Raw genomic sequence first — 14,828 nt, 5'->3', positions numbered from 1 at the left:
ATTTTTTAGAGTTATTGTTTGATGTTCTTGTTTTAGAGTGATCAGACCGCTTTATCTAACAAAATTAAGCAGTAGAGCACACAAAATTTATGCTCTGGCTGACATGATAACAATCTAAACATAAAACAGATAATCAGCATTACTGATAAGCTTATTACCTGATAACCAACATCAAACTGCATAAGTAAAAAACGCCCAATGCAATACATCGAGCGTTTTTTATAACTAAAGATAGAACCTAAACCTGATTACTATACAAGGCCTACTTGAAAGGCACTACAAACGTAATCCAATGGGCAAACTTTCACCAACTAAGGCATTAAGTTCGTCGCTGTTAATCTCAATTTGGCTTTCTAAACGCTCAAGCCATTGAGCTGGGCATTTGTCTTTTTTGAGTTTGTTCGCCACTTTTTTGCGTAAAGCGCTGAGTTTATCGGATTCACCAACGCTGACTTGGCTCATCAGAACGGCTGCCAAACCTGCTTGCTTACGCTTTTTCCAATCTTCTTTAAGCGTAACTTCTAGGATAGGAAAGAGCTTATCCTCAGCAATTCTTTGCTCTTGCTTTCCAGATAATAGATGACGGGAGGCAATTCGTCCTATCGTCCACCAAGCCGTGTCTGGCTCAGAAGTTTTCTGCAAACGCTTTAGTAACCAATCTATTGCGGTGGTTTTATCTTCATTTGATAAACTCTCTAACGCACCAACCAAACGAATTAAATCGTCACTGGACTTAGTGGTCAGAGCTTTCATCTTGTCACGAGAACGCTGCCCTGTTGGCGAATAGTATTGGCTAAATTGTTTGAACAAGTACGCTTGTTGTTCAATAGATAAACCGCCTGCGATGCGGCGATATAAGGTCCAGTACTGCCCCCAAACTGGCGCGGTGTCGAACTGAACACCAGCTTTAGTGGCATTCACCACTTGCTGTACACGAGCCAAGTCATCCATAGCGCCAAAGCCAGGGCGAAGACAGTAGCCCATCAACTGCAACCATTGACGCTCATGTTGAGCACTTTTGGTCCGACCAGATTTAAGACTTAAAAGCTTATCGACCAAACGTCGCGATGTGGCAAGGTTCCAATCATCACGATTACCCAGTAACTGATCCAAATCCTGCTTAAGGGATTTTACCAAATCAGGATTTTGCTTTTGACCCGCACTAGAAAAACACTTCGCTAAATGCTCTTCCGCTTGGCCCATATTGGCATGCAGTAAACCGCTTTCATCAGATTGCTCAGAGTCTTGCGAAGAACTAGCTTGGGTTGAAAAATCCAAACGCCATTGGTCTTTCTGGTTGTTCGCGTTTAACACTACTTGCAACACACCCACTTCGGTCATTTGCACCGATAGCGTTACCGACGTTTCTTGCGAATCGATGGAGCCATCCAGCTCGGTCATCAAGGTAGAAATATAGTGCAATCCATCTTGATCACGTACTCTGCCAACCACACATTCAAGATGATCGTCAGAGCGATACAAAGGGAACTGTACTTGCTGGCCCAGAGTGACAAAGAACTCTTGTTCTAAGCAAATGGCTTCACTTTTTAAAGTATCTTTTGGCAAGATACCAACGAATTGATCCTCGCCAACTTTTAAATACAAGCTGTGCGCCACGCCACTTTCAATGCGTGTACTTTCGCCTGCCAAAGCGTTTAAATACATGGCGGCGCCTTTGGCAACCGCATCGTCAGGTTCTTCTGCAGAACAGGCAAGAATAGGCTCAGAAGACCAAATATTCAGCTGCTCTAATAAGCGAGCTTTTAACACAGGGCTATTAAACAAACCGCCGTTAAACAACACGGCATCAGGCATAGCCGAGCCAGTTGCCGCTTTGATTACTGCTTTATGTTGCTGTAAAAATGCCGCTAAATGCCGCGTAAACGCAGGATCTGACTCATAAGGCAAGCCCAAGGTGTGCATGGCATAATCGCTCTTTTGCACCTTTTCATCCTGATTAACCAAAGGAAAAAATCCACTACGAATTTGTTCCAACAAGGTTTCTCTTGATACATCAAATTTTTGCGAACCACCGATTAAACGACTACCACCACCAAGTACGGTGATACTTAACGATTCCGGTGCATCTTTACCTAATAAGGTTTCTTTAGCTTGACGAGTTTGCTGAACCAAAGCCGCTAAACGCGTAGCAGATAACGCAGATATCTGCTTAGGATCTAACTGAAACGCCAAGGCTTGATCAAGGTTATCGCCACCAAGCAACAGATGTTCACCTACTGCGATACGCTTAAGAGAAACACCTTTCGCCTTGCTTGATGTAGGCTGAATAGCAACCAGACTAAAGTCACAGGTACCACCACCTATATCGACCACCAAGAGCATTTTTTTATCAGCTAACGCAGCGAGCTTTTCGTCATCGCTGATGTAGTGATAACAAGCCGCTTGCGGCTCTTCGAGAAGATATAAATCGTTTAGACCGGCCAGTTTGGCTGCTTCCAAGGTTAACGCTCGCGCTTCTTCATCAAACGATGCCGGCAAGGTTAACGCTATGGATTGAGATTCTAACGGTGCATCAGCAAAGCGATGATTCCAGCTCTGCTTAATATGTAATAAAAGAATCTTACTCGCCTCGAGTGGGCTGAGCTTTTTAGAAAATTCGCTCGCCCAAGGCAAAATCGGCGAACGACGATCTACCTGACGATGGCTCAACCAGCTTTTCGCACTTTGTACTAATTGCCCAGCTCGACGCTGGCCTAAAGCTAACGCTCCAACACCAACGATTCGTTCTTTATCATGGTGACGCCAGGGCAAAACTGGATCAATTTTACCCATCTCATCTGACGCCAACACATAAATTGCACTCGGTAAATAAGTAAACTCTTGTACCGAGCCATCCGCCATCACTTGCGGAATAGGCATCAAGGCTGGCGCATTTGCATTCGAATGTTCCGCTACGGGAACGTAAGAGACGACACAATTAGTTGTCCCTAAATCGATCCCAACTCGATAAGCAGAATGAAAAGCTGGTTGTGCCATGGTTTAAGACTCCCTAACTTGAAACTCAATTGTCCAACTTAGGTCAGATTGGGTATCGTGCGCTTGCAATAGCAACAACCCCAACTCGGTAACACGAGCGGTTAAATATACTCGCACCATGTCACCCGCTTGATAATGACCCGCATCCAAACGAACCGACAAAGGATTCAATTCATCGAGTTGCGCAACCGAAAAAGACGCAATAACTTTACCGACAGATTGCGCTTCGCTGTTTTTTGATTGGAAGAAACGGAAGGTCACACTTTCACCTACAATCAGTGAAAACTCATTCGGCAGCATTTGCTCTTCAGAGCCTTCTTCCAAACCAAAAGGTGCTACACAGATAGCATCCACTGGTGGTGCCATACCTGGAATCGCAGGCATTGGGCTAGCCACCCCAATGTAATAGTTAGCCGCTAAACCACTTTTAACTTTAACACCGCCCTCTGCTTGCACTTGAGCATAGTAAGTCGCGCCTTTGGCAACCGCGTGATCCAAATGCGATGGTGTCAACATGGTTAATTTTCTGCCGCTCAACGACTCAGACAACATTACATCCAAACGAGTTTCTATCGTGCTGCGAATCGCATTGGCGTTAAACACACCGCCGTTTAGCAAAATCTTCGTAGGCGTCACATCATGTTGAGCTAAGAACTCACTGATATGACGGGTAATCGCTGGATCACCTTCGTAATCCAAATTGATCGCACTAAAACCACTGCGGGCTGTTTTTTGAGCTTGCTCACCTAACTGCACTTGCGGGAAGAAACCATCAATCAAAAGCTGCTGCACATCGTTTTGCGTCAAGGTCGCTTTAATGCTGTTATTGAACAAGCTACGACCGCGACTTGGCACAACAACGCTGACTTCTTCTAGATCAGCATTGGATAGCAAACGTTCTTTCGCTTCACGGCAAGCTTGAGTCAAACCGCTGATTTGCCAAGGTTCAAGATTAGTTCCATTTTGTGCTAATTGAGCAGCCAAATGGTAGGTCAAGGTCAAATCCATGTTGTCGCCACCAAGTAAGATATGACGACCAACCGCCACGCGCTCGAGGCCAAGAGCACCCTCTTGTTCGATTGCTTTGATCAAGGATAAATCTGTCGTGCCACCACCCACATCGACAACCAAAATATGCTCGTTCACCTCTAGGCTTTCTGACCAATTTTGTTGGTCACTCAACCATGCGTAAAACGCGGCTAATGGCTCTTCGATCAAGCGAGCACGCAAGCCAACTTTTTCAGCCGCTTGCTCGGTGATAGCGCGAGCCGCAGGATCAAATGAGGCTGGCACAGTAATGACGACTGTTTGCTCAGTAATCGGCGCATTAGGAAATTGATTTGCCCAGGCACTGACTAAATGCGCTAGCAAGGTTTCCGTGACTTGCGCTGGAGAGACTTTTTCGACTTCTTCCAATGCATCCACCGGCAAAACCGCTTCATCAGCACTAACACGAGAATGGCACAACCAGCTTTTAGCGCTTTGCACCAATCGTCCAGAAGATTTTGCGCCCAATTCACGAGCCAATTGACCCACAATAGAAGGCGCTTTGCCCCAAGCCAATTGCAGATCGCTTTCTAAAAATTCAGTTTTATGGGGAAAATACACAAAAGATGGTAATAAAGGACGAGCATCCACTTGGCCTGCCGCAATAAACTGCGGAATCGCCAATTGTTGAATACGCCCGACTTGATTAGTTTCTACTTCAGCTTGATTAGATGGAGAATAATAGACAGCCGAATGCGTGGTACCTAGGTCGATACCAATAAAATATTGACTCATGAGTTATACCTCGATTTCAGCTGGCGCTAGAATGTTCAGACTTTCAGTATTGGTTACTTTTGGTAGACGCGTTTCGGTTATTTTCCAACCAGGGTGAATCAGCGTGCCAACGTATGGGCCATCGCCTTCCACTCGACCTTCCAGCTTGATCTGTTTTGCATCATAACCTGATGGTACTTCTACGCGGCTGTTTTCCGCAGCTGTGTTCACTACGTCGATAGATACGACATCAATGGTAAAGTGTTGCTTCAATACTTTCGAACAACCAGCGTGGATTTGGCGAGATGCTGCCCCCACATCCGCATCGCTGTAGTCATCTATGCTTTCTTGAATAAAGTCGATAAAGCGCGCTTCTTGTTGCAATAGTTGCAATAACTGATGCGCACCATCGGCGTTAACCGTATCTAACACAGGCGCAGCGACTTCGATTTCACGAATTACTTCGACTTCTTCTGTAATGACTTTTGGTTCAACTTCAAAGGCAAATTGCTCGCCTTGACCAACCGTTTGACAGCGAGCGGCGTAATCGCCGCTCCCCATATATTTAAAAAACTGACCAAATGCGCCAAAAAAGCGCGGTACAAATGAAACTGGTTTTACTTTATTCGTCATAATTTACCCGTTTTGCGCAGTTTATCCGTTTTGCATCTCTTCAAGCTCTAACCAACGCTCCATGGTTGTTTCAAGCTCTTCTTCTTTATGAGCTAGCTTTGCCAAGGTTTTTTGAACTTTATCCGCATCACCAGTATAAAATTCTGGTGCGCTGGTTGTTACATGCAAAGCCGCAATTTCTTCTTCCAACTTCGCAATGGTCGCTGGCATATCATCAAATTCGCGCTGAATTTTATAACTTAGCTTGGCTTTTGGTTTAGCTTGCACAGTAGATTTCTGGCTAGCCTCTTCCGCTTTTTTCGCTTCTGCTTTTGCTTTCTCTTTTTTGCTTGGCGCGTCATCTGTTTGAGAAGTAGATTCTGTTGGGAATTTACCACCTTGACGAATCCAATCTTGATAGCCGCCAACGTATTCTTTCACTCGGCCTTCGCCTTCAAAAGCAATCACACTAGTGACCACGTTATCTAGAAAAGCACGATCATGGCTTACCAATAATAAGGTGCCATCGTAGTTCATCAGTAGCTCTTCAAGAAGCTCCAATGTTTCTACATCAAGGTCGTTGGTTGGCTCATCCATAATCAAAAGATTAGCTGGGCGAGTAAATAGTTTTGCCAGCAATACACGGTTTCGTTCACCACCAGACAAGGCTTTTACTGGCGTGCGAGCACGCTCAGGTGGGAAAAGGAAATCGCCAAGATAACCGATAACGTGTTTGTTCTGCCCATTGATTTCGATAACGTCTTTGCCTTCGCCAACGTTTTCAGCAACGGTTTGTTCTGGATCAAGTTGCTCACGTAACTGATCAAAATACGCCACGTTAAGTTTAGTACCTTGACGAACAGAACCTGTCTCTGGCTCTAGATCCCCTAAAAGAATTTTCAGAAAGGTACTTTTACCACACCCATTTGGACCGATCAGACCAATTCGGTCTCCACGATTCACAATAAAATCCATTGGTTGTAGGATCACTTTGTCAGCAAAGGAGTGACCAACTTGAGTGAATTCCGCCACTAACTTGCCAGACTTGTCTTTGGTCTCAATTGCCATTTTTGCATTGCCTTGGCGACTAATACGCTCAGATCGTTCTTCACGTAACGCTTTCAAAGCACGAACTCGGCCTTCGTTACGAGTACGACGCGCTTTAATACCCTGACGAATCCAAACTTCCTCTTCAGCCAAACGTTTGTCGAATAAAGCGTTGGCGCGCTCTTCTTCTTCAAGCATTTTTTCTTTAAAAGCAAGGAAGGCGGTGATATTGCCGCTAAAGGAAATAAGATTGCCGCGATCTAATTCGATGATGCGGTTAGCCAATTTTTCTAGGAAACGACGGTCATGGGTAATGAACAAGATCAAACCACGAAATTGCTGAAGCTGTTGCTCCATCCATTCTATGGTTGGCACGTCCAAATGGTTAGTCGGCTCATCTAGTAACAAGACATCTGGGTTAGAAATCAACGCTTGCGCTAAAATAACGCGACGACGCCAACCACCAGAAAGCTCTGACATCAGCTTATCAGCTGGCAAAGCCAAACGCTGAATCATGTGATTCACACGCTGTTCTAAATCCCAACCTTGAATTCGATCTAACTCAGTTTGAATATCACTTAATTCATTTGAGTGATCATTCTCGAAATCTTCTAATAATTTGAAGTAACGTGTCATTAAAGAATGCGCTTCACCAGCACCTTCGCTTACGACTTCACGTACGGTTTTTTCATTCGCATCAGGCAGCTCTTGAGGTAACTGTCCTATGGTCATACCGCCTTCTAGACGAACCACACCTTCATCGGCAACTTGCTCACCAGAAATGACTTTTAACAGTGTGGATTTACCTGCACCGTTACGACCGATAATAGCAACACGCTCTCCAGCTTCTGCTGAAAAACTGATTTTTGACAGCAGCGGATTATGCCCAAAAGCAACACTGATCTGTTCTAACGACAATAGACTCATATCTATCCATATAAAGTAAAAATTTTGTGGCGGTATAGTATCATCCTTCTAAGCGAAGGTTCAGCAAATAGACGTGTCTAGTCACTAAAAAGAAATGAATTTTCATAGAAAGAAAATATTTTCGGCACCTTTGCTCGTAAAATAGAGACTTAACATTGCTATTCTATTTACAAGGTTTAAACAAAACTTCTTCCTTCCTCAATATTTGCGAATATACTTAGCACACCAAATGATAAATTTTCTATTTCATGGAGTGTTAAATGGAGTTTAAAAGTAAGGTAGGGCCAATTACTGCAGTGGTCGTTACCGTAGCAGCCGTAACTTGGATGATTGCAGGAGGCAATGGCATTACAGTTAGTCCAACAGGCACAAACCCTAAAGAAAATACCGCTACGTCACAATCAACAGAGAGCAAACCAGCCTACCCAGTCCAAGCAAAAACCCTGACAACCAAAAGCATTGAAATGCATTTACCGCTAAGTGGACAAACCTTAGCCGATGAAACACTACAACTTATAAACAGCTATCAGGGACGAATTACAAAACTACCAGTAGAAAAAGGTCGTTTTGTAAAAAAAGGCACTTCCCTCCTACAAATAGACACTCGCACACTGAAAATCCAAATAGAGCAAGCAGCCTTACTCGTCAAACAGCGACAACTTGAGTTAGATGGCATCAAGAAATTAAATGCGGGGAACTTAGCTTCAAAGGTGAACTTAGCCCAAGCCGAAACAGACCTTGCCTCAGCAAAAGCAACAGAGAGAGCACTCTTAGTTGATTTAGAAAATGCAAACCTAACTGCCCCATTCTCCGGCATTTTAAACGTTCTGGATGTACAAGAAGGACAAGTGTTAGCCGTCGGCGCCACTATTGGTACATTGGTTTCGGTTAATCCAATAAAAGTCTCAGTGAATATTCCGCAAAATAAAATTCAATTAATAAAGCTTGGCACTCAAGGCAATATACGTCTTGAATCTGGCTATGAAGCTGAAGGTTTTGTCTCTTATATTAGCGCAACGGCTAACGAATCTAGTCGAACCATTACAGTAGAAATGCAGGTTGATAATCCCGACAATGTTATTCCTGCCGGTTTAACTGCGGCAGTGGACTTTATTCTCGATGAACAAAGAGCTCATGCTTTTTCCCCTGCATTACTTACATTAGATGACTCCGGCAGAACAGCCATAAAAACCATAGATATAGACAACAAGGTTGTTGTTTCACCAGTGGAAATCGTCAAATCAGAACGCGATCAAGTTTGGGTGCGCGGCCTTCCAGATAATGTGAACATTATTACCGTAGGACAAGGTTTCGTGTCTGCTGGCGATAAAGTTGAAGCTCACTATCAAAACTAAGGAGGCCCGATATGCAAACATTGATTGAGGCGGCCTTAGCTCGCTCTCGTACCGTTATGATGTTCTTCGTGCTCATTCTCATCATGGGTACGGTTTCTTACATTGAAATCGCGAAAGAAAGCGACCCTGACATTACCATTCCGATGGCTTATGTCTCTGTCACTTTGGAAGGCATCTCGCCCGAAGATGCTGATAGCTTACTAGTCCATCCGTTAGAAAAAGAACTCAAAGGACTGGAAGGCTTAAAAGAACTGAAATCAACTGCCTCAGAAGGCCACGCTTCTATCATTCTTGAATTCGAATCTGGCGTAGACATTGACCAAGCAATTAGTGATACACGAGACAAGGTAGATAGAGCCAAAAGCGAGCTACCTGACGATGCCGATGAGCCAACAGTAACGGAAGTGAACCTTTCAACTTTCCCTGTTTTGCGAGTTAACTTATCGGGCAATGTAAGCTTCGCCACACTCAGTCGAACAGCAAAAAACCTTCAAGACTCCATTGAAGCCATTGATGGCGTGTTAGAAGCAAAAATCAGTGGCGACCGTGAACAAGAAGCGCAGATCATCATTCGCCCTGAGCAACTTGAATCGTACAATCTTTCACTGTCTGACGTTGCCAACTTCGTTTCTGGCAATAACCGTCTAGTCGCGGCAGGCAATCTAGACACAGGAGCCGGACGCTTTTCGCTAAAAGTCCCGGGCTTACTTAAAACCGAAGAAGACATTCTAAACTTACCTATTAAAGCAGATGGCGACCAAGTCGTTCTTATGAAGGATATAGCTACCGGCGAGTTGACCTTTGAAGATCCGACCAGTTACGCACGTGTAGAAGGCAAACGCAGCATCACACTCGCTGTCTCAAAACGAGTCGGCGTTAACATCATAGAAACCATAGATGCTGTTAAAGCCGCGGTGCAAAACGAAAGTGAACAATGGCCAGAAGGCATCGAATACAACCTTACTGGCGATAAATCCACCGATATTGAGACATCACTAAACGATCTATTCAATAACGTGCTAGCGGCGACATTGCTAGTAATGATAGTGATTGTCTGGGCACTTGGTGTACGCAGCGCCATATTGGTTGGCTTAGCCATCCCCGGCGCATTCTTATCCGGTATTTTAATTCTCGATTTACAAGGCTACACCATTAACATGGTTGTTTTATTCGCCTTAATACTCAGTGTTGGCATGCTAGTAGACGGAGCTATCGTTGTTACTGAGTATGCTGACCGCAGGCTGGCAGAAGGAGCATCCAAACGACAAGCCTACAGTGAGGCTGCTAAACGCATGGCGTGGCCAATCACCGCCTCTACAGCTACCACTCTAGCTGTTTTCATGCCCTTATTATTTTGGCCAGATATCGCCGGTGAATTCATGCGTTTCATGCCTATAACCATTATAGCGACGCTTTCCTCATCCTTGGTAATGGCGTTAATTGTATTACCAACTATAGGTTCCATTATCGGCAAAAAAGGCGCCTATACAGAAAAAACAATACATGCCTTACGAGTTGCAGAAACCGGTGACTTAAAAGAGCTTACTGGTCCAACTGGGTTCTATGGTCGAATGCTAACTCGCCTAGTAGAACGCCCTATTTGGGTTTTATTGTTCACTATTGCTCTACTGCTTAGCATTTTTGTTAGCTATGGCAAGTTTGGCAAGGGCATTGAATTCTTCCCTAACATCGAACCCGAATCTGCTAATTTAGACATACGAGCTCGCGGTGACCTTTCTCTTGAAGAAAAGGATGCATTGGTCAGACAAGTTGAACAGCAAATCATTGGCACACGAGAACTAAAGAGTGTTGTTTCCACTTCCTACTCAACACCTGGAAACAATGCCGCACCAGATAGCATTGGCTCAATAAGCATGGAGTTTATTGACTGGTACAAACGCGACTCTGCGGGCGTTATACTGGATAGAATAAGAGAAAAAACCAAGCAAATCCCTGGTATCGAGATCAGTGCAGAAAAAGAACAAGGCGGCCCGCAATCTGGTGCCGACATCCAATTGCAACTTAGTTCAAACTATTCTGAAGCCCTTAATCTTGCTGCTGACGAAATCAGCAAACAGCTCTTAATCAGAGATGAGATAATAACAGTAAATGATGACAGGTCTCTTGCAGGCATTGAGTGGCGTATCGACATCAATCGCGAAGAAGCCAGCCGTTACGGTGTCGACGTTAACAGTCTCGGCAACGTCATTAAATTAGTCACCACAGGCATTACATTAAGCGATTTCTTACCTGAAGGTGCGGATGACAAAATTGATATCGTTTTACGTTATCCAGTTAATCAACGCAGTCTGGATCAATTGGATCAACTGCAGATTCCAACTAATCAAGGCAGCATTCCAGCCAGCAACTTCATTCATCGGTATGCCGCTCCTAAACAAGGTGTCATAAACAGAACGGACGGCAAGAAAACCATTAAAATTGAAGCCGATGTAAAAGACGGCTTAGTAGTCGATGAAGTAATCAAAGCCATAAAAGTAAAACTGGATGCTGCTGGCATTGATAAATCCGTTAGCTATGAGTTCCGTGGTAATACCGAAGACCAACAAAAATCCATGATATTTTTGATTAAAGCCTTTGCTGTTGCTTTCTTCATCATGGCTATCATTTTAGTCACCCAGTTTAATAATTTCTTCCAGTGCCTATTGATATTGAGTGCAGTCATCTTTTCGACCATGGGTGTTTTTATTGGACTTATGGTGAAAGGACAGCCATTTGGCATTGTAATGAGCGGGGTTGGAGTGATCGCCCTTGCAGGTATTGTTGTAAACAATAACATTGTTTTAATCGATACCTTCAATGGGCTCCGCAAGCAAGGCATGATGGTTCGGGAAGCAGCGATACGAACAGGTGTTCAGCGCCTAAGACCGGTTATGCTGACAACTATCACAACCATTCTTGGACTAGTACCGATGGTTTTTCAGCTTAATATTGACCTTATTCACCAGTCTTTTAGCATTGGCGCACCATCGGCTCAATGGTGGACACAATTATCCACCGCCATTGCTGGCGGCCTCACCTTTGCCACACCATTAACACTTATTCTCACGCCTTGTTTATTGGTTCTAGGTTATCGCCGCAAAGAACAAAAACAGCTCCAAGCATTGGAGGAGCAAGCTTTAGACCAGCAAACCCAACAGGAAGAAACAAAAGACAGTTAAGCCCAGCCTCCCTGAAGAGAATTCACTGAAAACAAAAAAGCGGACTTAGAGTATTTTCTAAGTCCGCTTTTTTATAACTTGTTATTAGCAGCAGGCAAACATTAAACCAACTGTGCTAACGCCTCTTTGACATCTGCAATAATATCGTCAATATCTTCCAAGCCAACAGATACGCGAATTAAGCCTTCTGCAATACCAGCTTTGGCTTTTTCTTCATCCGTCAAACGGCCATGAGTCGTGGTAGCTGGATGAGTCACCAAGGTTTTGGTATCACCTAAGTTACCCGTAATAGACATCAGCTTAGTAGCATTGATTACCGTCCAAGCAGCCTGACGACCACCATCAACTTCAAAGGATAACAAACCACCAAAGTCTTTTTGCTGCTGTTTAGCAAGTTCATGGTATTTGTGGCTAGGCAATCCACCGTAATTCACTTTAAGCACTTTAGGATGTGCTTCTAAGAACTCTGCCAACTTCAAAGCGTTTGCTGAATGCGCTGTCATACGTAAAGACAAGGTTTCAAGGCCATTCAACAACACCCACGCATTGAACGGGCTCATACATGGCCCAGCACTGCGCATAAAGGCGGTAAAGACATCAACTATCTCTTGGCTGGCAATTAAAGCACCACCTAGGCAGCGACCTTGCCCGTCAATGAACTTAGTGGCTGATTGCATCACTATATCCGCACCTTGCGTCAAAGGATTCTGCAATGCTGGCGTAGCCAAAACCGTATCAACACAAAGCAAAGCACCTTTGGCATGCGCTAATGCGGCCACACGAGCAACATCTACTACTTCATAAAGCGGATTAGATGGTGTTTCGAAATAACAAAAACGTGTGTTTTCGTTAATCGCTGCTTCCCACGCGGCGTAGTCTGTCGCATCAACATAAACTACTTCGACGCCAAATTTTGTTGTGTAAGTATTAAAGAATTTAACCGTAGAACCAAAAATATTGCGTGAGCAAACAACGCGGTCACCTGCACTTAACAAACTGTATGCTAAGGTCATTAGCGCAGCCATACCAGAACTCGTCGCAATGGCCGCCTCACCTTTTTCTAAAGTGGCTAAGCGTTTTTCAAATAACTCAACGGTTGGATTGGTAAAACGAGAATAAACGTTACCATCCTCTTCACCAGAAAACTTTCCTGCCGCCTCTTCTGCACTGCCATAAGCAAAGCTCGAGGTCATAAAAATGGCTTCACTGTTTTCTTGCTCTTGCGTTTGACGAATACCTGCACGAATCGCATTCGTTGCGTCTTTATAATCAGCCATTACTTCACTCCAAGCCACTTTTCAAAAAATCATTTTCCAAAAACAACTAAGCCAGGCGTGACCTGGCTTAGTTTTATCCGTCACAAGATAATGCAAATATTACATAGGATGCATCATATCGCTAGCTTCTTGGTCTTCGACCGCAGCTTTATTTAAATCATTACGCGCGCCTTCAATACCCGCTAAGTAAGCAGCATCAATATTGCCTGTAATGTATTTTGCGTCAAACACAGAAGTATCAAATTCACGAACATCTGAGTGTTTTTCATCAATACATGCATCGATCAAATCTTGCAAATCTTGGAATATCAATTTATCCGCACCAATTAATTCGCAAATTTCATCGACATTACGATCGTGGGCAATAAGTTCTTTAGCCGCAGGCATATCGATACCGTAAACATTCGGGTAGCGAACTTCTGGTGCCGCTGATGCGATATATACTTTCTTCGCACCTGCTTCTCGTGCCATCTCGATAATTTCTTTACTTGTCGTACCACGAACAATGGAATCATCAACAAGTAGTACCGTTTTATCTTTAAACTCAAAAGGCACAGGGTTCAGCTTTTGACGCACAGATTTTTTACGAATAGCCTGACCTGGCATGATAAACGTACGACCGATATAGCGGTTTTTAACCAAACCTTCACGGAACGGAATATTTAATGCTTGCGCAATTTGTAAAGCAGCAGTTCGACTTGTATCTGGAATTGGAATAACCACATCAATATCGTGATTTATCCATTCACGCTGAATTTTCGCTGCAAGACGATCCCCCATGTTGATACGTGCTTTGTAGACAGAGATACTGTCAATAACCGTATCTGGACGAGCAAAGTAAACATATTCAAACAAGCAAGGACGCGCTACTTTTTTCGGTGTGCACTGACGTACATGAACGTTGTGGTTTAGATCAAAAAAGATTGCTTCACCTGGCTGGATATCACGCTCAATTTTGAAACCTGCCGCATCAAGCGCCACACTTTCAGAAGCAACCATGTATTCAACACCCTCATCTGTTTGACGAGAGCCATAAATCAATGGACGAATACCATCTGGATCACGAAATGCCAAAATACCATAACCTGTGATCAAGGTAACAACCGCATAACCACCTTCGATACGTTTATAAACACGCTCAAGTGCATTAAAAATATCTTCAGGGGTTGGCACCAACTTTCCTTCTTCATGAAGTTCGTGAGCCAAGACGTTTACCAAGACTTCAGAATCAGAGGTCGTATTGATGTGACGTAAGTCAGACTCAAATACTTCCTGCTTCAGTTTAGCGGTGTTCGTTAAATTACCATTGTGTGCAAGTGAAATGCCGTAGGGAGAGTTAACATAGAATGGTTGAGCTTCTGCTGAACTAGAAGTCCCTGCCGTTGGATAACGGACATGGCCTATACCTATGTTACCGTGTAGTTTTTTCATATGGCGAGTGCGAAATACCTCACTCACCGGACCATTGTCTTTGCGTAAACATAATCGTCCGTTATGGCTTGTAACCATACCCGCAGCATCTTGCCCACGATGCTGAAGAAGGGTTAACGCATCAAAAATTGCTTGGTTAACCACAGACGTGCCTACGACACCAACGATACCACACATGTTCTAGATCCTCGTGTTGGGGAATTGCGACAAACGCCGCAAAGGTTCTTTATCTATTTGGCTGC

General features: G+C 44.0%; 8 protein-coding genes. 2 read left to right on the top strand and 6 right to left on the bottom strand.

Annotated elements, in window-relative coordinates:
• Nucleotides 1–276: 276 nt before the first annotated feature.
• The 4 genes from KPL72_RS03825 to KPL72_RS03810 are packed head-to-tail and all read right to left on the bottom strand — an operon-like array spanning nt 277 to nt 7,344.
• Nucleotides 277–2,997 carry a hsp70 family protein gene (locus tag KPL72_RS03825; protein ID WP_219701933.1) on the bottom strand — a complete coding sequence of 907 codons (2,721 nt, stop codon included), beginning with the start codon at nt 2,995–2,997 and terminating at the stop codon, nt 277–279.
• Nucleotides 2,998–3,000: 3 nt separating this feature from the next.
• Complete coding sequence (locus tag KPL72_RS03820) at nt 3,001–4,779, bottom strand: Hsp70 family protein (protein ID WP_219701932.1); 1,779 nt, start codon at nt 4,777–4,779, stop codon at nt 3,001–3,003.
• Between the two features lie 3 nt (nt 4,780–4,782).
• The gene (locus KPL72_RS03815) at nt 4,783–5,391 is read right to left on the bottom strand and encodes a DUF2760 domain-containing protein (RefSeq protein WP_219701931.1); all 609 of its coding nucleotides are present in this window, start codon (nt 5,389–5,391) and stop codon (nt 4,783–4,785) included.
• A 21-nt stretch (nt 5,392–5,412) separates the two neighbouring features.
• On the bottom strand, nt 5,413–7,344 hold the full coding sequence (locus tag KPL72_RS03810) for an ATP-binding cassette domain-containing protein (RefSeq protein WP_219701930.1): 1,932 nt from the start codon (nt 7,342–7,344) through the stop codon (nt 5,413–5,415).
• A gap of 260 nt (nt 7,345–7,604) precedes the next feature.
• On the opposite strand from KPL72_RS03810, the gene KPL72_RS03805 reads away from it, so the two are divergent.
• Both KPL72_RS03805 and KPL72_RS03800 read left to right on the top strand, forming a co-directional pair.
• Nucleotides 7,605–8,699 (top strand): efflux RND transporter periplasmic adaptor subunit, encoded by a 1,095-nt coding sequence (locus KPL72_RS03805; protein WP_212918699.1) that lies wholly within the window; start codon nt 7,605–7,607, stop codon nt 8,697–8,699.
• Nucleotides 8,700–8,710: 11 nt separating this feature from the next.
• The gene (locus tag KPL72_RS03800) at nt 8,711–11,878 is read left to right on the top strand and encodes an efflux RND transporter permease subunit (RefSeq protein ID WP_212918698.1); all 3,168 of its coding nucleotides are present in this window, start codon (nt 8,711–8,713) and stop codon (nt 11,876–11,878) included.
• Between the two features lie 101 nt (nt 11,879–11,979).
• On the opposite strand, the gene KPL72_RS03795 is transcribed toward KPL72_RS03800, so the two are convergent.
• The gene (locus KPL72_RS03795; RefSeq protein WP_219701929.1) at nt 11,980–13,155 is read right to left on the bottom strand and encodes an O-succinylhomoserine sulfhydrylase; all 1,176 of its coding nucleotides are present in this window, start codon (nt 13,153–13,155) and stop codon (nt 11,980–11,982) included.
• Nucleotides 13,156–13,254: 99 nt separating this feature from the next.
• On the bottom strand, nt 13,255–14,763 hold the full coding sequence (purF, locus tag KPL72_RS03790) for an amidophosphoribosyltransferase (protein ID WP_219701928.1): 1,509 nt from the start codon (nt 14,761–14,763) through the stop codon (nt 13,255–13,257).
• Between the last annotated feature and the right edge of the window lie 65 nt (nt 14,764–14,828).

It is taken from the genome of Marinomonas lutimaris (genome assembly GCF_019426345.1).
Classification (GTDB): domain Bacteria; phylum Pseudomonadota; class Gammaproteobacteria; order Pseudomonadales; family Marinomonadaceae; genus Marinomonas; species Marinomonas lutimaris.
Note: the sequence above shows the minus strand (reverse complement) of the source record. Positions and strands in the feature narration are given on the sequence as shown.

Coding starts and splice junctions, on each gene's coding strand:
- KPL72_RS03825 (WP_219701933.1), bottom strand. CDS start 2,997: ATGGCACAACCAGCTTTTCATTCTGCTTATCGAGTTGGGATCGATTTA.
- KPL72_RS03805 (WP_212918699.1), top strand. CDS start 7,605: ATGGAGTTTAAAAGTAAGGTAGGGCCAATTACTGCAGTGGTCGTTACC.
- KPL72_RS03795 (WP_219701929.1), bottom strand. CDS start 13,155: ATGGCTGATTATAAAGACGCAACGAATGCGATTCGTGCAGGTATTCGT.
- KPL72_RS03815 (WP_219701931.1), bottom strand. CDS start 5,391: ATGACGAATAAAGTAAAACCAGTTTCATTTGTACCGCGCTTTTTTGGC.
- KPL72_RS03810 (WP_219701930.1), bottom strand. CDS start 7,344: ATGAGTCTATTGTCGTTAGAACAGATCAGTGTTGCTTTTGGGCATAAT.
- KPL72_RS03800 (WP_212918698.1), top strand. CDS start 8,711: ATGCAAACATTGATTGAGGCGGCCTTAGCTCGCTCTCGTACCGTTATG.
- KPL72_RS03820 (WP_219701932.1), bottom strand. CDS start 4,779: ATGAGTCAATATTTTATTGGTATCGACCTAGGTACCACGCATTCGGCT.
- purF (WP_219701928.1), bottom strand. CDS start 14,763: ATGTGTGGTATCGTTGGTGTCGTAGGCACGTCTGTGGTTAACCAAGCA.